We start from the raw sequence: 16992 nt of genomic DNA on the forward strand, positions 1-16992 counted from the left end.
TCATTGCTGTCCTGGTGATCAGTCATCTTCGTCCTCCTGGTCGGTCTCCGCCGCTGGGTCCTCGGGCGGCTGCGCCCGCGAGACGATCACGGTGGAGAGTCGGCGGCGTCGCCCTGCGGTCTGCTCCGCTTCCAGGGCGAGTCCGTAGGCCTCGGCGCGGGACCCGACGATGGGCACGTGGCCGGTCACCTTGCCCAGCAGCCCGCCGACGCTGTCGATGTCGTCGTCCTCGATCTCGAGGTCGAAGAGCTCGCCGACCTCCGAGAGCCCGGCCCGTGCGGGCACACGGTAGCGGCCGTCCCCGAGGTCCTCGATCTCGGGTTCGGCAGGGTCGTGCTCGTCGGCGATCTCGCCCACGATCTCCTCGAGGATGTCCTCGATGGTGACGATGCCGGAGACGCCGCCGTACTCGTCGACCACCACGGTGATGTGGACGTGGCTGGTCTGCATCTGCCGCAGCACCTCGTCGGCAACGACGAACTCGGGCACGAACCGGGCGGGACGCATGATCTCCGCGACAGGACGGTCCGGGCTCGGATCCCACGGTGAATGGATCGCCTTGAGCACGTCTTTGACGTAGAGCATGCCGCGCAGATCGTCGGCGCTCTCGCCGATCACCGGGATGCGGGAGAAGCCCGAGCGCACGAACAGGCGGACAGCCTCCTGCGCCGGGGCGTCCTCGGCGATCGCCACCATGTCGGTCCGGGGGACCATCAGCTCCCGCACCATGGTGCCGCGCAGGTCGAAGACTCCCTGGATCATGTCCCGCTCGCCGTCGGCGACGTGCTCGTCCTCCAGGGCGCGGTCGACGGTGCGACGGGCGTTCTCGGCACCGTCCTCGCCGCCTTCCTGCCCACCGGACCACGCTGCGCGGTTCTGCCCGACCCGTGCCAGCGCGCCGGCGGGCAGCCACAGCAACCCGCGGGCCGCGGCCACCAGCAGGCGGTTGGCGATGAGGACCGACTCGGGTCGGCGGCGGCCGATGGCTCGCGGGGAGATCGCGAGGACCGTCAGCAGCAGCGTCCCGGCGATCACCACGGTGACCAGGGCGGGCAGTGCCCATCCCGCTGCGCCGGGGACGTCCAGGGCGGTGTAGGCGATGCCCGCGACCGAGACGACGGCGAGGGTCTCTGCCAGCACGCGACCGAGCGCGACCGAGGCGAGGGTGCGTGCGGCATCGGCGTGCTGGGCCAGGACACGGTGCCGGACCGGGGCCGGCCGGTCCCCGACGGCCTTCTCCAGGGTCCCGCGGGAGACGACCAGATGCGCGGAGTCGACGGCGCCGAGCAGGGCAGCGATCACGAGTGCCGCCAGCGCCAGCGGGGTCAGGATGAGGAGGGCACCGGTCAGCATGTGCGTGGTCCGTCCCGCGGGATGGGACGCGGCGCGGGGTCGGCGGTCACCTCTCGCGCCGGGACGCGAGGAACGTCAGCAGCAGCTTGCGCTGGAGGTCGAACATGACGCGGCGCTCGTCCTCCTCCATGTGGTCGTATCCCAGCAGGTGGAGGATGGAGTGACAGGTCAGCAGCATCATCTCCTCGACGGCGCTGTGGCCGGCCGTGGCGGCCTGCTTCGCCGCGACGCTGGGGCACAGGACGACGTCGCCGAGCAGACCCTCCGGCGCCGGATGCTCGGGAGTGCCCGGAGTCAGCTCGTCCATGGGGAAGCTCAGCACATCGGTGGGCCCGGGCTCGTCCATCCACTGCACGTGGAGCTTCTCCATCGCCTCCTCGTCGACGAAGAGGATCGACATCTCGGTGGCCGGATTCAGGTGCATCGTCTCGAACACGAAGCGGGCGAGTTCGACGAACTCGCGCTCGTCGATGCTGGTGGTGGTCTCGTTGCGGATCTCGATGGTCATGATCCATTGCCCTTCGTGGCGCGGCGTCGGGATTCGCGGTTGCCGCCGGGGCCGACCTCCCAGCGTCCGTAGGCCTCGACGATGTCGGTGACGAGCCGATGGCGGACCACGTCGCGCGGGGACAGCCGGCAGAACGAGATGTCGCCGACGCCGGAGAGGACCTGCTCGACCACTCGCAGTCCGCTCTTCTGGGAGCCGGGCAGGTCGACCTGGGTGACGTCGCCGGTGACGACCATGGTGGAGTTGAAGCCGAGGCGGGTCAGGAACATCTTCATCTGCTCGGGCGTGGTGTTCTGCGCTTCGTCGAGGATGACGAAGGCGTCGTTCAGGGTGCGCCCGCGCATGTAGGCCAGCGGTGCGACCTCGATGGTCCCGGCGGCCATCAGCCGCGGAATCGACTCGGGATCGAGCATGTCGTGCAGCGCGTCGTAGAGCGGCCGCAGGTAGGGATCGATCTTCTCGTTCAGCGAGCCCGGGAGGAAACCCAGCCGCTCCCCCGCCTCCACCGCGGGCCGCGTGAGGATGATCCGGTTGACCTCCTTGTTCAGCAGCTGCTGAACCGCCATGGCGACGGCGAGGTAGGTCTTGCCGGTGCCGGCGGGGCCGATGCCGAAGGTGATGGTCGAGGTTTCGATCGCCTCGATGTACTTCTGCTGTCCGAGGGTCTTGGGGCGGATGCTGCGCCCGCGGGAGGAGAGGATCGTGCGTGAGAGCACCTGTTCGAGCTGCTCGCCCTGGGCACGCTCGTCGCCGTACAGGTTCGCCGCGCGCTGGACGGCCTCGGCGGTGACGGCCTGACCGCTGCCGGCGAGTCCGATGAGACTGCGCATGATGTGCTCGCTGCGGCGCAGGGCGTCCTCGGTGCCGCGCAGGGTGACCTGGTGGCCGCGCACGTGGACATCGGTGTCGGGGACGGCGTCCTCGAGGGCGGCCAGGGCCTGATCGTTCTCGCCGAGCACCTGGAACGGGCTGAGGTGATCGGGGATCGCCAGCCTCCGTTCATGCACCTCGGGGGTGCGGCCCGGGGGCGGGTTCACAGCATCAGTCAAAGTCGGTCACATCTCTTCTTCTGCGAGCGATCCGCCCGCGAGGACGTGCGCGTGCACATGGAATACGGTCTGCCCGGCGCTGGCGCCGGTGTTGAAGATCAGACGGAAATCGCCATCGCCCAGGTCCGAGGCGACCTTCGAGGCGACGGAGGCGGTGCGGGCGAGCAGTTCGGGCTGCTCGGCCAGCTCCCGAACGTCGCGCCGGTGCCGGCGCGGGACCACGAGAACGTGCAGGGGCGCCTTCGGATGCAGATCCCGGAAGGCGATCACCTGATCGTCCTCGTACACGCGGTCCGAGGGGATCTCCTCGGCCACGATCTTGCAGAAGATGCAGTCGGGGTCGCGGTCGTCGGCGGCGGTGTTTCCCATGCCCGAAGTCTACGGGAGCGGTACCGGCCGGGAGCGAGTCATCGCACACGCGGCGCGTACCAGCTGGCCATACCCCGGCCGATGTATGAGAACGTTCAATCATCATGACTACGCTCGGAATCATCATCGCCAGTGCCCGCCCCAACCGTGTCGGGGAGCACGTCGCCCAGTGGGTCGCCGAGACCGTCGGCGACCGCTTCGACGTGGACCTCATCGACCTGCGCGAGGTCGCACTCCCCGCCTTCGACGAGCCCGTCGCCCCTCGGGCCGGTGGGGACAAGACGACCGCTCACGGCCGCAGCTGGGCGCAGCGCATCGCCGCGCTGGATGCCACCGTCATCCTCACCCCGCAGTACAACGGCTCCTACCCCGGCGCCCTGAAGAACGCGATCGACTTCCTCTACGCCGAGTGGAACGACCTGCCCACCCTGCTGATCGGTTACGGCTGGCGGGATGCGAACGAGGTGCTGCCGGTGCTGGAGGCGCTGATGACGCGCGTCGGCGCAGACGTGGTGGACACCATCGGGCTGGGCTTCGGCGAGGACCTCTCGGCCGAGGGCGAGCTGTCGGTCCGCGAGGAGAAGGTCGCTCAGCTGCACGAGGCCGCCGAGGCCCTGGCCGCCGAGGTTCCCGCGCACGCGGGCTGATCGAGGCTCCCGCGCGAGGTTCTCGCGCACCCTGGCTGGTCGACTCCCGCCGCAGGCTCAGCCCCAGCGCCCCACCAGGCTGCTGAGAACCGCGAGTGCCGCGGGACCGGCGGTCGAGGAGCGCAGCACCTCGGGACCGAGCAGGACGGAGCGGGCGCCCGCCGCATGCAGGGCGTCCAGCTCCTCCGGGGAGATGCCGCCCTCGGGCCCGACCACCACCATGATCTCCTCGGTGCCGTCCTCGCTCGCCCGGCGCAGCTGATCGGCGAGGTCCATCAGGCCCACCGATTCCTGCTCATGCAGGACCAGCACCAGCGAGCCGCCCTCGGTGCGCGACCTGACGTCGGCGACGAGCTCCTTGGTCGTCACCGGCTCGTCGACCGCGGGGATCCCCGCACGGCGGCACTGCTTCACGGCCGCTCGCACGGTCCCGGCCCAGCGCTGCCTGCCTTTGCGCAGCTTCTCCCCGCGCCAGACGGAGACGGAGCGCTGCGCGATCCACGGCACGATCCGATCCGCGCCCAGCTCGGTCGCGGACTCGATCGCCTGCTCATCGCGGCCACCGGTGGCCAGTGCCTGGACGAGGCTGAGCAGGGGCAGCCGCTGCACGGCCGGCGTCGGATCGGCCAGCAGCTCCAGCTCCAGGGCGTCCTTGTGCGCGACGGTCACCTCGGCGAGGACCTGCCGGCCGGGGGCGTCGGTGAGCAGCACCTGCTCGCCCACGCCGATGCGGGCCACCTTTGCCGCGTGCCGGCCCTCGTCGCCGTCGAGCGTGAGCGCCTCACCCGCGCGGGCGGCGGCAAGGGCATCATCGAGGACCAGGAAGCCGGGCGGGGTCGTCGGCATGGGCGCTCACCTCTCCCGTCGGCGCCGGCTCAGAACTCGCGCAGGCGGTCGCGGAGCTTGGCGAAGGGGCCGTGGCCGCGGCGGCGGGTGCTCTCGTCTCCCCGCATCGCGGCGAACTGCTCGAGCAGCTCCCGCTCCTCGTCGCTCAGCGAGGTCGGCACGGAGACGTCCAGGACGACGCGGATGTCGCCGCGGCGCTCACGGCGCAGCGGAGTCACCCCGAGGCCCTTGAGGGTGATCTCCTCGCCGGGCTGGGAGCCGGGCTTGACGTCGATCTCCTCGGTGCCGTCGAAGGTCTCCAGCGGGATCGTCGCGCCCAGGGCGGCAGAGGTCATGGGCACGGACATGGTCACCACGAGATCGTCGCCGTCGCGCTCGAACATCTCGTGCTCGTTGACCGCGAGCTCGACGAACAGGTCGCCGGCAGGACCGCCGGCCTCACCGGTCTCGCCCTCGCCGCGCAGCTGGATGCGGGTGCCGTTCTCGACGCCGGAGGGGATGCGCACGGTCACGCTGCGCTCAGCGGGCGTGCGTCCGTGGCCCGAGCAGGCGGTGCAGGGGGATTCGATGACGTCGCCGTGGCCCTCGCAGGTCGGGCACGGTGCCATGGTCACCATCTGGCCCAGCAGCGACTGGGCGACGCGCTGGACGTGGCCGCTGCCGTTGCAGGCGGTGCAGCGGGTGGGGCTGGTGCCGGGCTCGCAGCAGGAGCCGTCGCAGCGCTCACAGCGCACTGCGGTGCGGAAGGTGACCTCCTCCTCGGTGCCGAAGACGACGTCGCGCAGGTCGATCTTGACCCGGCGCAGGACATCGCCTCCGCGGCGCTGACGGGGCACCGGACCCTGGCCGCGGCCGCGCATGCCGGCGGCGCCGGCGAACATGTCGAAGATGTCGTTGAAGTCGAATCCGGCGCCACCGCCGCCGGGGAACCCGCCGCCCATACCCGGGCCGCCGCCCATGTCGTACTGGCGGCGCTTGTCGGGGTTCGAGAGCGTCTCGTAGGCCTGGGAGACCTTCTTGAACCGCTCGGAGGCCTCGGGATCGGGGTTCACGTCCGGGTGGAGGGTGCGGGCGAGCTTCCGGTACGCCTTCTTGATCTCCTCGGTGGAGGCGTCGCGGGAGACGCCGAGGAGCTCGTAGTAGTCATCGTTCACGGTGAAGGATCCTTACCGGGGAGTCGGGGCGTCCGGGGGTCGCGGCGTGCGGCGAGCGGGCGCGGGGCGGTGGTTGCTTGCGGTCGGGAACGCGGTGCGAGGCGTGCGCGCACGCGCGGGTCATTCGAGATAGCGGGAGACGTACCGGGCGATGGCCTGGACGGTGGAGATGCCGCTGACGTAGTCCATACGACTGGGGCCGAGGATCGCCAGGTGCGAGCCGGCACCGTACCCGGCGCCCACCACGGCCGCCTGCTGGAGGACCTGGTCCTCCAGCTCCGAGCCGATGCGCACCTCGACGGACCCCGGCGAGGCGTGCATCTCGGTGAACAGCCGCAGCAGCACCAGCTGCTCCTCGAGCACGTCCAGCAACGGCTCCACATCCCGCGCGAAGTCCTCGGCGGAGCGGGCGATGTTGGCGGTCCCGGCGAGCATGATGCGGTCCTCGGCGCGGGTGGCGGCGAGGGCCGACAGCGCCTCGGTCACCTCCGCGACGGAGGCCTTGTCCGCGTGCGGGGTGACCTCCAGCAGGTCTGCCACGGGCCGCTCGAGGTCGGTGACCTCGCGGCCGGCGATGTAGCGGTTCAGCTGGTCGCGCAGATCCACGTAGAACTCGGCAGGCCGGGCGGCCAGCACCGGGACGGTGCGCTGATCGACGCGGCCGGACTCGGTGATCAGCACGATCAGCAGCAGGGACTCGGCGACCTTGACCAGCTCGACATGACGGATCCGGGCCTGGCGGCGCGCCGGGTACTGGACCATCGCCACCTGCTGGGTGAGCTGAGCCATCAGCCGCACCGTGCGACCGAGCAGCTCCTCGACGTCACCGGCGTCCTCGAGCAGGGTCTGGATGGCCCGGCGCTCAGGGGCCGAGAGCGGTTTGACCGTCGCCACGTGGTCGACGAAGGCGCGGTAGCCCTTGTCCGTGGGAACCCGGCCGGCCGAGGTGTGGGGCTGATGGATCAGCCCCTCCTCCTCCAGCACCGACATGTCGTTGCGCACGGTGGCGGCGGAGACCTCGAGCTCGTGCCGCTCCAGGAGGGACTTGGAGCCCACGGGCTCACGCGTGGAGACGTAGTCCTCGACGATCGCGCCGAGGATCTGCAGCTTCCGGGCGTCCGTGTCCCTCACCTCCTGCTCTGCGTACGGACATCTCGATCTCGATGTCGGCTTCCGGCCGGTGCTCGAGCCGCTCGCGGGCCGACGGGCTCCTGGACGCCGACGGATCACCGGGAACGAGGCTGGCACCTACCGTTGCCGAGTGCCAATCCTACGCGTCCCCGGCGGGGCTCGCAGGGAGGTGTTCGCCACCGGTGTACGGTGTCGCGCGTGCCTGCAGCATCCGATCGCTTCCCTGACCGGTACGGCTCCGACGTGCTCTCCTCCGGTCCGCCCGCTCATCATCGCCGCCGCCCCGTGGCCCGTGAGGTCGCCGCGCAGCGCGACCTCGTCGTCGAGGAGGCCTCGACGGGCTTCACCGGGGCCATCACCCGCGTCGAGAAGATCGCCGGTGAGCTGATCGTCGAGCTGGAGGACGGCCGCGGCAAGCGCCGCACCTTCCCGCTGGGCCCCGGCTTCATGATCGACGGCAAGCCGGTCGTGCTCACCCGTCCCGCGCCGCGCAGCCAGGCCCCGGTGCGCAAGCGCTCCGCGAGCGGCTCGGTCTATGTCGAGGGGGCGAAGGCCCGCACCGCGCGTGCGTCGCGGATCTGGGTCGAGGGCACCCACGACGCCGAGCTGATCCAGAAGGTGTGGGGCCATGACCTGCGCATCGAGGGCATCGTCGTGGAGCAGCTCGAAGGCGCCGACAACCTCGTCGAGCGGGTCCAGGACTTCGGGCCGTCTGCCGGCCGCAGGCTCGGGATCCTCGTGGACCATCTGGTGCCCGGCTCCAAGGAATCGCGGATCGCCGCCGAGGTGATGAGGCTTCCCGGTGCGCGGGGCAACGTCTCCGTGCTCGGGCATCCCTACGTCGATGTGTGGCAGGCGGTGCGACCTGCTCGGGTGGGCCTGACGACGTGGCCCCACATCCCCAAGGGCACCGACATCAAGGTCGGCACGCTCGCCGCGCTCGGCTGGCCCCACGCGGACAAGGCAGACGTCGGCCAGGGCTGGCAGCGGATCCTGGCGACCGTGCGCTCGTATGCAGATGTCGAGCCCTCCCTGTCCGGACGCATCGAGGAGCTCATCGACTTCGTGACGGTCGACCCCAGCTGATTTAGCGGGGGAAATCCCCCACCGGACCCGGCGGTTCGCCCTGGAGACCTGGGCCACTGCGCTCGTTAGGCTGGTCGTGTCAGCCCGACGCCGGCCCGAGGGGCCGGCCCGTCCTCGAAGAGGGAATCATGAGCCAGACTCCGCATCCACACGATCCGTTCGGCACCGAGCCCGCCACTCCGGCACCCGGCTCCGATCCCGCTCCGGCCGACAGCAGCTCGCACGAGGAGACCGGTCAGTCCGTGCCCGGCGCGGGCCCTGCCGAGGCCTCGCAGTCCGCGGCCGCTGACGAGCCCGGCGCCGGGCAGACCGAGGCGTCGCCTCGCGGTCCCGCCGGCGACGACGAGGTGGGCAGCCCCACCTCGGATCCGGCCCTGCACCCGCACGACCCGTACGCGTACGACGCCGGCTCCCAGTCCGCGGCCACCTCGCCCGGCGGAACCGCCTCGGTGCCGCCCGCCCAGGACCCTTCGGCCTCCGGACCGGCAGGCGCACAGGATCCGTACGGGGTGCCCGCTTCACCCGCTGCCCAGGATCCGTACGAGGTCCCGCCGTCGGCTGATGGCCAGCCCCACTACGCCGCGCCGGCTTCCGGTGCCGGCGCCGGTGCCGGACAGGGTGGCTACCCCGGCGGTGCCCCCGGCCGCAGCGGCCCGCAGAACCCGTACGGCGCGCAGGGTCAGCCCGGCGGTCAGCACCAGTACGGTGCCCAGGGTCAGTACGGGCAGCAGAGCCACGGCGCTCAGGGCGGAGCGCCCGGAGCGGCCGACCTCAACACGCCGCCCCCGGGAATCAAGGGCGTGCACGACGGCCCGCTGAGCGGTCAGCCGATGCAGGATTCTGATGCCAGGACGTGGGCTCTCGTGGTCCACCTCGCCGCCCTGCTGCAGTTCGCGATCCCGTTCTTCGGTGGCCTTGTCGCGCAGATCGTCCTGTTCGTGATCTTCAAGGATCGGAACCGGTTCGTGCGCTACAACGGCGCCGAGGCGCTGAACGGCACGATCGCCGCCATGATCACGTCCTTCGTCCTGGGGATCGCCTTCGCGATCATCACGGTCATCACCCTGGGGATCGGGTCGTTCCTGTTCGGTCTGCTGTTCATCCCCCAGGTGGTCCAGGCGATCTTCGCCATCATCGGCGCGGTGAAGGCGTACCAGGGCGAATGGTGGAACTACCCGGTGAACCTGCGTCTGGTGAAGTGACGTCCCGGCCCGGTCCGCGGACCGGGCCGGCCGTGACCGTCAGCGGGACGTGGATCGCATCTGCCGCCCTATACACCGGGCACCCTCGATTCACGTCCCGTCGGTGGTCACCAGCTACGACGAACGCGGCGCACACAGCAGAACGAGCAGCATGACGTCACTCCAGGCGCTGGCATCACGGTGCTCGCGAAAGCGGCATCGCGTCGTTCCCGGCGCCGGCGCGCTGCAACCGTCGGCTCAGGACACGAGGTCGCGGATCACCGCGTCGGCGAGCAGACGACCCTGACGAGTCAGCACGGCACGTCCCTCGGTCAGCGCTTCGGGCTCGAGATGGCCCCGGTCGCGGTGGACGGCGAGCATCGCCCTGGTCTGCTCCGGAACGGCCTCCACGGCCAGCCCGTCGGCGATCCGCAGTTCGAGCATGATCCGCTCCACGGCGCGGTCCTCGTCGGGCACCTGCTCCGAGTCGGCGACCGGGAGGGAGCCCTCGGCCAGGGTGGCCGCGTACCGGCTGGGATGCTTGAGGTTCCAGGAGCGCAGCCCGTCGCGATGACGGTGCGCACCGGGGCCGATCCCCCACCAGTCCCCGCCCCGCCAATAGGCGAGGTTGTGCCGCGAGCGCTGCTCGGGGGTGCGCGCCCAGTTCGAGACCTCGTACCAGTCGAGCCCCGCCGCGACGGCGAGGTCGTCGACCAGCTCGTACTTGTCGGCCATGTCGTCGGGATCCGGGGCCTGGAGCTCGCCGCGGCGCAGTTGACGGGCCATCGCCGTATTGCCCTCGATGATCAGCGAGTACGCGGAGAGATGGTCGATGTCGCAGGCCAGGGCGGCCTTCACGGATGTCTCGACGTCGGCGAGGGTCTCCCCCGGTGTGCCGTAGATCAGATCCAGGCTGACGTCGAGCCCGGCTTCGCGGGCCCAGGCCACCGCCTGCGGGACGCGCTCGGGGTCATGCGTGCGGTTCAGGGTGGCCAGCACCGAGCGCACGGCGGACTGCATCCCGAAGGAGACGCGGGTGATGCCGCCCTCGGCGAGTCGGGCTAGGGACTCCCGGGTCACGGAGTCGGGGTTGGCCTCGGTGGTCACCTCGGCGTCCTCGGCCAGCGGGATGAGGCCGCGGAGGTGATCGAGCATCGCGACGAGATCGTCGGCCGGCAGCAGTGTCGGCGTGCCGCCGCCGAAGAACACCGTGGAGACCCTGTCGTAGGTGTACCCGGCGGCCGCGTCCTCGGCGAGGGTCAGATCCATCTCGGCCATGGCATTGGCGGGGTACTCCGCCTGCGAGCCGCCGCCGCCCAGCTCGGTCGCCGTGTACGTGTTGAAGTCGCAGTAGCCGCAGCGGACGGCGCAGAACGGCACATGGATGTAGACCGACAGCTCGCGCCCGGGGCGCGGTGAGGAGGTGGCAGTGCGCGCCGGGGCGGTGCGGGCCCCGGCCGTGGCGGCGCCGGTGTCCAGGACTGTCATGCCGGGGCCGGTGCCAGACGTTCCACCCGCCGCTGCAGCTCGCGGTGCAGGGCGATGCCGGAGCTGCGTGACCAGTCCGCCAGGCGACGGGCCTGGTCCCGGTCCCGCGCTCCGCGGTAGATGCCGGCGACCGTGATGCCGTGGCCCGGGGTCTCGTCGACGACCATCGCGTCGCCGGCCGTGATGGCGCCCGGCCTGAGCACCCGAAAATACACGCCCGTACGGCCCCGCTCATGGTACATGGCGCGGAAATCCTCTCGGCCGATCCACCGGGCGAACGTCGCGCACGGGGTGCGCGGCGCGGTCACCTCCAGCAGAGCGGTCCCGACCCGGACCCGCGCCCCGAGCTCGAGATCATCCACGGCAAGGCCGCCGACGTGCAGGTTCTCGCCGAGGGAACCGGCAGGGACCTCGCGGCCCAGCACCTCGGCCCAGTGCGCGGATTCCGCGGCGTCGAGAGCGTAGACGGCCTGGTCGGCGCCACCGTGGTGCTTGCGATCGGCCTGGACGTCGCCGTATATGCCCAGCTCGGCGACCGGCACCGGCCCGTCGACGGGGCGCTTGTCGATGCCCGTGGTGCCCACGCTGCCCGAATCGGGCCGTAGCTGGGAGACGACGCACACGGCCTCGATGGTCCCGGCGGAACCGGCCGGCAGAGTCGGGGACCCCGCGATATCGGTGACGAGGGAGGTGGTGGCGAGGGAGGTATCGGGAAGGGTCACTTCTTCTTGCCGTCCTTGGCCTTGCCATCGCCGCCGCTGGCGCCGTCGGAGGACAGGGCCGCGATGAAGGCTTCCTGCGGAACCTCGACGGATCCGATGTTCTTCATGCGCTTCTTGCCCTCCTTCTGCTTCTCCAGGAGCTTGCGCTTGCGGGAGATGTCACCGCCGTAGCATTTGGACAGCACGTCCTTGCGCATCGCGCGGATGTTCTCGCGGGCGATGATCCGGGCGCCGACGGCCGCCTGGATGGGCACCTCGAACTGCTGGCGCGGGATGAGGTTCTTCAGCTTTCCTGCCATCTCGACGCCGTAGCCGTAGGCCTGGTCCCGGTGCACGATGGCGCTGAACGCGTCCACGGGTTCGCCCTGGAGGAGCATGTCGACCTTGACGAGGTCGGCGGTCTGGGAACCGGCCACGTCGTAATCGAGGGAGGCGTAGCCGCGGGTGCGCGACTTCAGCTGGTCGAAGAAGTCGAAGACGATCTCCGCCAGAGGCAGGGTGTAGCGCAGCTCGACGCGATCCTCGCTGAGGTAGTCCATGCCGCCGAGGTTGCCGCGCTTGGACTGGCACAGCTCCATCACGGCCCCGATGAATTCGCTGGGCACGAGGATGGTGGCCTTGGTGATCGGTTCGCTGATCTCGCGGATCTTGCCGCTGGGGAAGTCCGAGGGGTTCATGACCTCGACCTCGGTGCCGTCCTCCATCACCACCTGGTACACGACCGACGGGGCGGTGGAGATGAGGTCGAGGTCGAACTCCCGCTCCAAGCGCTCCCGGATGATCTCCAGGTGCAGCAGTCCCAGGAAGCCGACGCGGAAGCCGAAGCCCAGCGCCGTGGACGTCTCGGGTTCGTAGTTCAGGGCGGCGTCGTTCAGCTTCAGCTTGTCCAGGGCATCCCGCAGCACGGGGTAGTCCGAGCCGTCGATCGGGAACAGCCCGGAGTAGACCATCGGCTTGGGCTCGGAGTAGCCGGCCAGGGGGTCGGTCGCGCCGCGCACGGAGCTGGTGACGGTGTCACCGACCTTGGACTGGCGCACGTCCTTCACCCCGGTGATCAGGTACCCGACCTCTCCCGGGCCGATGCCCTGCGTGGGCTGGGGCTCCGGGGAGCTGACGCCGATCTCCAGCAGTTCGTGCTGCGCCCGGGTCGACATCATGGTGATGCGCTGGCGGGACGTCAGGGACCCGTCGAAGACGCGGATGTAGGTCACCACGCCGCGATAGGTGTCATAGACGGAGTCGAAGATCATCGCGCGGCAGGGGCCGTCCGCGTCCCCCGTCGGCGGCGGAAGCGTCTTGACGAGATGATCCAGGAGGTCCTCGACCCCGAGCCCGGTCTTGCCGGAGACGCGCAGGACGTCCGCGGGATCGACGCCGACGAGCTGGCCGATCTCGGCCGCGTACCGCTCGGGGTCCGCGGAGGGAAGGTCGACCTTGTTCAGCACGGGGATGATGGTGAGGTCGTGCTCCATGGCGAGGTACAGGTTCGCCAGCGTCTGGGCCTCGATGCCCTGGGCCGCGTCCACCAGCAGGATCGCGCCCTCGCAGGCGGCCAGCGACCGGGAGACCTCGTAGGTGAAGTCGACGTGGCCGGGGGTGTCGATCATGTTCAGCGCATAGTTGACGCCGTCGACCTGCCACGGCATGCGCACGGCCTGGCTCTTCACGGTGATGCCGCGCTCGCGCTCGATGTCCATCCGGTCGAGGTACTGGGCGCGCATGGCGCGCTCCTCGACCACGCCGGTCATCTGCAGCATGCGGTCGGCCAGCGTCGACTTCCCGTGGTCGATGTGCGCGATGATGCAGAAGTTGCGCAGGCGCTCCTGGGGTGTCGACGCGGGAAGGATGTCCCGGGCCTCGTCGGCCGCGATCCTCGGGGTCACCGGCTTACGTCCTCTCCTCGTTCGTGGTCCCCCGCACAGTCACGGGGCATCGGTTCATCGTCTCATGAAGGGCCGCGGCCTTCCCGCCCCATCCCCGGTCACAGGTGGACGTCACATGCCCGGGCAGCGCCCGGGCGGCCCGTCATCCGGCGTCGACGACCTCGCCGTTCCGGGGCAGCCCCGCGGGGCAGACGGCCGGCGGGAAGCTGAAGGGAACGGGACCGGCGGCCGACGGGTCGGCGGCGTCCATCGCCTGGAGATGCAGGTGCGGTTCGGTGCTGTTGCCGGAGTTTCCGCACCGTCCGATCTGTTCACCGGCCCCCACGGTCTGCCCGGGGCGCACGGTGACGCTGCCGCGCCGCAGATGGCACAGCGCCACGAACACCGCGGGGCCGGGACGCTCTGCCTGCAGGATCACGTGGTTCCCGGCCAGTGCGGGCCATCCCTCTGCTGCTCGACGCGCCTGGCTCAGGGCGTATCCGATCGAGGGGATGCCGCGGTGTGCCGCATGGTCCTCCGCGGCGTCATGGATCGCGTGGACGGTCCCTGCCAGCGGTGCCAGCACCGGCCTGCCGAAGCCGGGGAACTCCGCCGGCGCCTGGGGCCGGAGCAAGGACATGACCGTCAGGGGAGCGGTCCGGTCGCGAGCACCGACCGGGACCAGGTCGATCGAGTGCGCGAGGGCGAACAGCTCGGTGCCGTGACTGGGCACCCGGTTCGCCGGGCTGTTCTGCGTGAGCCAGCGCCCTCGGACGGGCAGGGAGAGCACGAGCCGTGCCGACGGTGGCGTCACGACGACTCGCTCAGTTGGCCGGATGGAAGTAGGTCGTCCCCAGCGCGCGGGTGACGGCACCGGTGACCATCTGCAGCTGCTCCATCTCGTCCTCGAAATCCGCCACGATGTCATCCAGCGACCGGAAGCGCAGGCTCGCCGCTGCGCGGCCGACGATGCGGCGGCCCGGTTCGGACGTGCCCATGCGGTCGAAGGAGTTCCCGTGCAGCTTGGCCAGGGTCTCGAGGGCTTCGTCCACCTCCAGCAGGCAATGAGCCGCCGAGCGCGGGAAGATCGAATCCAGCAGCAGGAACTCGATGGCATGGGAGGCTCGCACGCGCCCGCGGTAAGAGCGGATGTAGGCCTCATGGGCGCTGCAGCTGCGCAGCAGCATCACCGTCGCGGCATCGGAGGAATCCTCCAGGTCATGGGCTTGAAGGATGCGCGCCGACATGTCCACGCGCTCCAGGAGCTGGCCGATGCGCAGGAACAGCCAGGCCTCGTCACGGGTCATCGAGGCATCCACCAGGCCGTTGACCACCGCGCAGCGGTCCTTGGCGAACTGGAAGGCGCCGTGCATGCGGGAGGGCCGGACCCCGCGGGGCATCCCCAGCGAGGTCGTGTTCAGCGATTCCCACACCTCTGTCGAGAGCACTTCGCGGGCGCCCCGGGCGTTCTCGCGCGCGGTCTGGAGGGCCCCGGCGACCGACGAGGGATTCTGCCGGTCGGTCACCAGACGGTCGAGCACGCGCTGGACCGTGAGATCGCTCTGCTCGATGTCCTGGACCCCGAAGATCTCGTAGACACGGTCGCAGGCGAGGGGGGCCTCGTGGGTCGCGTCCTCGGTGATCGACTGCAGCTTCACGTCGAGGATCCGGGCCGTCTGATCGGCGCGCTCGACGTAGCGGCCGATCCAGAACATCGAGTCAGCGATCCTGCTGAGCATCGTCGGCCCCCTTCTCGCTCTGGCGCTGGTCGGTGGCGGCGGACGGCTTCGCCCCGTCAGGATCACTGCCACCGGGCGGCTGCAGCCCGTCCGCCTCGCCGGGGCCCGCCGGCTGCGAGCCGTCTCCCGCGGGCTCGGTGGTGACGATGCCCGGAAGATCCTCGGCAGCAATGCTCTGCCCCTGGACTCCGTCCGCTCCGGCGAGCTCCGACTCCGGGGCGTCCTCCGCATCGATGATGGGGATGGCCGACGTGACGGGGTCCGGTTCGCGCCGCTGCTCCTCGGAGGCTTCCTCCCGGGGCGGGTCGTCGAACTCCTCGTAGTTCTCATCCAGCGGATCCTCGATGGGCTCCTCCTCTCTCGCCAGGGCGCGGGCCTCCGGGGCGGCCGGGGAGGGCACGGGCCGCTCGGCGGCGAGCACCCAGGTGTCCTTCGAGCCGCCGCCGCGCGAGGAGTTCACGATCATCTCCCCGCGCGGAAGAGCCACGCGGGTCAGTCCTCCGGGCAGGACCCACACGTCGTCCCCGCCGTTGTTCAGGGCGAAGGGTCGCAGGTCGACGTGGCGCGAAGCGGGTCCCTCGTCCACCAGCGTGGGGATGGTGGACAGCTGGACCACGGGCTGGGCGATCCAGCCGCGCGGATCGGTCTGGAGCCGTTTGCGCAAGGTGTCCAGTTCCGTCCGGGACGCGGCGGGACCGATCACGATGCCCTTGCCGCCCGAGCCGTCGACAGGTTTGAGGACCAGTTCGTCCAGACGGTCGAGAACCTCGGCGCGGGAGTCAGGCTCCTCGAGGCGCCAGGTGTCGACGTTGGGGATGATCGGCTCCTCGCCCAGGTAGTAGCGGATCAGCGCCGGAACATAGGTGTAGGTGAGCTTGTCGTCGCCGATGCCGTTGCCGATCGCGTTGGCGACGACGACGTTGCCGGCGAGGATCGAGCGGACCAGTCCCGGCACGCCAAGCACGGAATCGGGACGGAACACCTCGGGATCCAGGAAGTCGTCGTCCGTGCGCTTGTAGATCACATCCACCCGGCGCAGGCCGGCGGTGGTGCGCATGTAGACCCGGTCGTTGCGCTCGACGAGATCGTCGGCCTCGACGAGGTCCACCCCCATCGTGCGCGCCAGCAGCGAGTGCTCGAAGTAGGCGCTGTTGTAGCGGCCCGGGGTGAGGACGACGACGGTGGGCTCCTCCCCCGCCGTATCCGGCGCCGCCGCCTGCAGCGCGCCGAGCAGGCGGCCCGGGTACTCGCCCACCCGGCGCACGGGACGGTGGGCGAAGAGTTCCGGGAAGGTCTGGGCCATGGCCCGACGGTTGGACAGGACGTAGCTGACGCCGCTGGGAGTGCGCACGTTGTCCTCCAGCACGCGGAACTCTCCGTCGCCGTCGCGGACCAGATCGATGCCCGAAATGTGAATGCGCACGCCGTTGGGCGGGCGATAGCCCCGCATCGGCTCGGCGATGTACGTCGAGGAGGACACCAGCTTCTCGGGGATCACCCCGTCGCTGATCGCCCGTCGATCCGTGTACAGGTCGTCCAGGAAACGCTCGAGGGCACGCACGCGCTGCGCGATGCCGCGAGAGACACGGGCCCATTCCTCGGCGGCGATGACCCGCGGGATCGCGTCGATCGGGAAGGGTCTCTCCTCCCCGGCGTAGTCGAAGGTGATGCCCTGGTCGAGGTAGCTGCGGGCCAGCGACTCCGAGCGCGCGCGGAACTCCTCCAGGCCCAGCCCGGCCAGAGCCGAGTGCAGCGCGCTGTACGTAGGGCGCACCGAGCCGTCGGACGCGAACATCTCGTCCCCGCCCGAACTGGTCTCGACATGCTGGAACAGAGAGGTGGCCGACATGCCTACCA

The 16992-nt window shown here is 70.4% G+C and carries 16 protein-coding genes; 3 read left to right on the forward strand and 13 right to left on the reverse strand.

Annotated features, from left to right (window positions below; genetic code table 11):
- Positions 1-18: 18 nt before the first annotated feature.
- From ACFQRD_RS04850 to ACFQRD_RS04865, 4 genes are read right to left on the reverse strand one after another with little or no spacing between them, the layout of a single operon-like run.
- On the reverse strand, positions 19-1353 hold the full coding sequence (locus tag ACFQRD_RS04850; RefSeq protein WP_377016822.1) for a hemolysin family protein: 1335 nt from the start codon (positions 1351-1353) through the stop codon (positions 19-21).
- Between the two features lie 46 nt (positions 1354-1399).
- A complete protein-coding gene (gene ybeY / locus ACFQRD_RS04855) occupies positions 1400-1861 on the reverse strand; it encodes an rRNA maturation RNase YbeY (RefSeq protein ID WP_377016820.1) in 462 nt (153 codons plus the stop codon).
- Entirely contained in the window at positions 1858-2910 is a 1053-nt protein-coding gene (locus ACFQRD_RS04860; protein WP_377016817.1) for a PhoH family protein, read from the reverse strand. The genes ybeY and ACFQRD_RS04860 overlap by 4 nt, the downstream gene beginning before the upstream one ends.
- Before the next feature lie 6 nt (positions 2911-2916).
- Entirely contained in the window at positions 2917-3279 is a 363-nt protein-coding gene (locus ACFQRD_RS04865) for a histidine triad nucleotide-binding protein (RefSeq protein ID WP_377016815.1), read from the reverse strand.
- Between the two features lie 104 nt (positions 3280-3383).
- On the opposite strand from ACFQRD_RS04865, the gene ACFQRD_RS04870 reads away from it, so the two are divergent.
- Positions 3384-3926, forward strand: a complete 543-nt coding sequence (locus ACFQRD_RS04870) for an NADPH-dependent FMN reductase (protein WP_377016813.1) — start codon at positions 3384-3386, stop codon at positions 3924-3926.
- A gap of 57 nt (positions 3927-3983) precedes the next feature.
- On the opposite strand, the gene ACFQRD_RS04875 is transcribed toward ACFQRD_RS04870, so the two are convergent.
- The 3 genes from ACFQRD_RS04875 to hrcA form a co-directional block, all read right to left on the reverse strand.
- Positions 3984-4772: a 16S rRNA (uracil(1498)-N(3))-methyltransferase gene (locus tag ACFQRD_RS04875; RefSeq protein ID WP_377016811.1), complete on the reverse strand. Its 789-nt coding sequence runs from the start codon at positions 4770-4772 to the stop codon at positions 3984-3986.
- Between the two features lie 29 nt (positions 4773-4801).
- Positions 4802-5926, reverse strand: a complete 1125-nt coding sequence (dnaJ, locus tag ACFQRD_RS04880; RefSeq protein WP_377016809.1) for a molecular chaperone DnaJ — start codon at positions 5924-5926, stop codon at positions 4802-4804.
- 120 nt (positions 5927-6046) lie between these two features.
- Positions 6047-7057: a heat-inducible transcriptional repressor HrcA gene (hrcA, locus tag ACFQRD_RS04885; protein ID WP_377016807.1), complete on the reverse strand. Its 1011-nt coding sequence runs from the start codon at positions 7055-7057 to the stop codon at positions 6047-6049.
- 189 nt (positions 7058-7246) lie between these two features.
- On the opposite strand from hrcA, the gene ACFQRD_RS04890 reads away from it, so the two are divergent.
- Together ACFQRD_RS04890 and ACFQRD_RS04895 are read left to right on the forward strand one after the other, a co-directional pair.
- Entirely contained in the window at positions 7247-8143 is an 897-nt protein-coding gene (locus tag ACFQRD_RS04890; protein ID WP_377016805.1) for a DUF3097 domain-containing protein, read from the forward strand.
- A 128-nt stretch (positions 8144-8271) separates the two neighbouring features.
- The gene (locus tag ACFQRD_RS04895) at positions 8272-9345 is read left to right on the forward strand and encodes a DUF4870 domain-containing protein (protein ID WP_377016803.1); all 1074 of its coding nucleotides are present in this window, start codon (positions 8272-8274) and stop codon (positions 9343-9345) included.
- A 237-nt stretch (positions 9346-9582) separates the two neighbouring features.
- Here ACFQRD_RS04895 and hemW read toward each other — a convergent pair whose 3' ends face one another.
- The 6 genes from hemW to ACFQRD_RS04925 form a co-directional block, all read right to left on the reverse strand.
- Positions 9583-10812 carry a radical SAM family heme chaperone HemW gene (gene hemW / locus ACFQRD_RS04900; protein WP_377016801.1) on the reverse strand — a complete coding sequence of 410 codons (1230 nt, stop codon included), beginning with the start codon at positions 10810-10812 and terminating at the stop codon, positions 9583-9585.
- On the reverse strand, positions 10809-11534 hold the full coding sequence (locus ACFQRD_RS04905; RefSeq protein ID WP_377016799.1) for an MOSC domain-containing protein: 726 nt from the start codon (positions 11532-11534) through the stop codon (positions 10809-10811). Before ACFQRD_RS04905 ends, hemW begins: the two co-directional genes overlap by 4 nt.
- Positions 11531-13417, reverse strand: coding sequence for a translation elongation factor 4 (gene lepA, locus ACFQRD_RS04910; RefSeq protein WP_377016797.1), 1887 nt, complete (start codon positions 13415-13417; stop codon positions 11531-11533). Before lepA ends, ACFQRD_RS04905 begins: the two co-directional genes overlap by 4 nt.
- 142 nt (positions 13418-13559) lie before the next feature.
- Entirely contained in the window at positions 13560-14210 is a 651-nt protein-coding gene (locus ACFQRD_RS04915) for a M23 family metallopeptidase (protein WP_377016795.1), read from the reverse strand.
- A gap of 10 nt (positions 14211-14220) precedes the next feature.
- Positions 14221-15135, reverse strand: a complete 915-nt coding sequence (locus tag ACFQRD_RS04920) for an alpha-E domain-containing protein (protein ID WP_377016793.1) — start codon at positions 15133-15135, stop codon at positions 14221-14223.
- The gene (locus ACFQRD_RS04925) at positions 15116-16984 is read right to left on the reverse strand and encodes a circularly permuted type 2 ATP-grasp protein (protein WP_377803545.1); all 1869 of its coding nucleotides are present in this window, start codon (positions 16982-16984) and stop codon (positions 15116-15118) included. Before ACFQRD_RS04925 ends, ACFQRD_RS04920 begins: the two co-directional genes overlap by 20 nt.
- Positions 16985-16992: the final 8 nt, after the last annotated feature.

Origin of the sequence: Brachybacterium sp. GCM10030268, from assembly GCF_042666305.1 — a bacterium.
GTDB lineage: Bacteria > Actinomycetota > Actinomycetes > Actinomycetales > Dermabacteraceae > Brachybacterium.

Bases quoted from the DNA above. Each gene is read 5' to 3' on its own strand.
- ACFQRD_RS04850 (WP_377016822.1), bottom strand. From the start codon at position 1,353: ATGCTGACCGGTGCCCTCCTCATCCTGACCCCGCTGGCGCTGGCGGCA.
- ybeY (WP_377016820.1), bottom strand. From the start codon at position 1,861: ATGACCATCGAGATCCGCAACGAGACCACCACCAGCATCGACGAGCGC.
- ACFQRD_RS04865 (WP_377016815.1), bottom strand. From the start codon at position 3,279: ATGGGAAACACCGCCGCCGACGACCGCGACCCCGACTGCATCTTCTGC.
- ACFQRD_RS04870 (WP_377016813.1), top strand. From the start codon at position 3,384: ATGACTACGCTCGGAATCATCATCGCCAGTGCCCGCCCCAACCGTGTC.
- ACFQRD_RS04875 (WP_377016811.1), bottom strand. From the start codon at position 4,772: ATGCCGACGACCCCGCCCGGCTTCCTGGTCCTCGATGATGCCCTTGCC.
- ACFQRD_RS04895 (WP_377016803.1), top strand. From the start codon at position 8,272: ATGAGCCAGACTCCGCATCCACACGATCCGTTCGGCACCGAGCCCGCC.
- hemW (WP_377016801.1), bottom strand. From the start codon at position 10,812: ATGACAGTCCTGGACACCGGCGCCGCCACGGCCGGGGCCCGCACCGCC.
- ACFQRD_RS04920 (WP_377016793.1), bottom strand. From the start codon at position 15,135: ATGCTCAGCAGGATCGCTGACTCGATGTTCTGGATCGGCCGCTACGTC.
- ACFQRD_RS04925 (WP_377803545.1), bottom strand. From the start codon at position 16,984: ATGTCGGCCACCTCTCTGTTCCAGCATGTCGAGACCAGTTCGGGCGGG.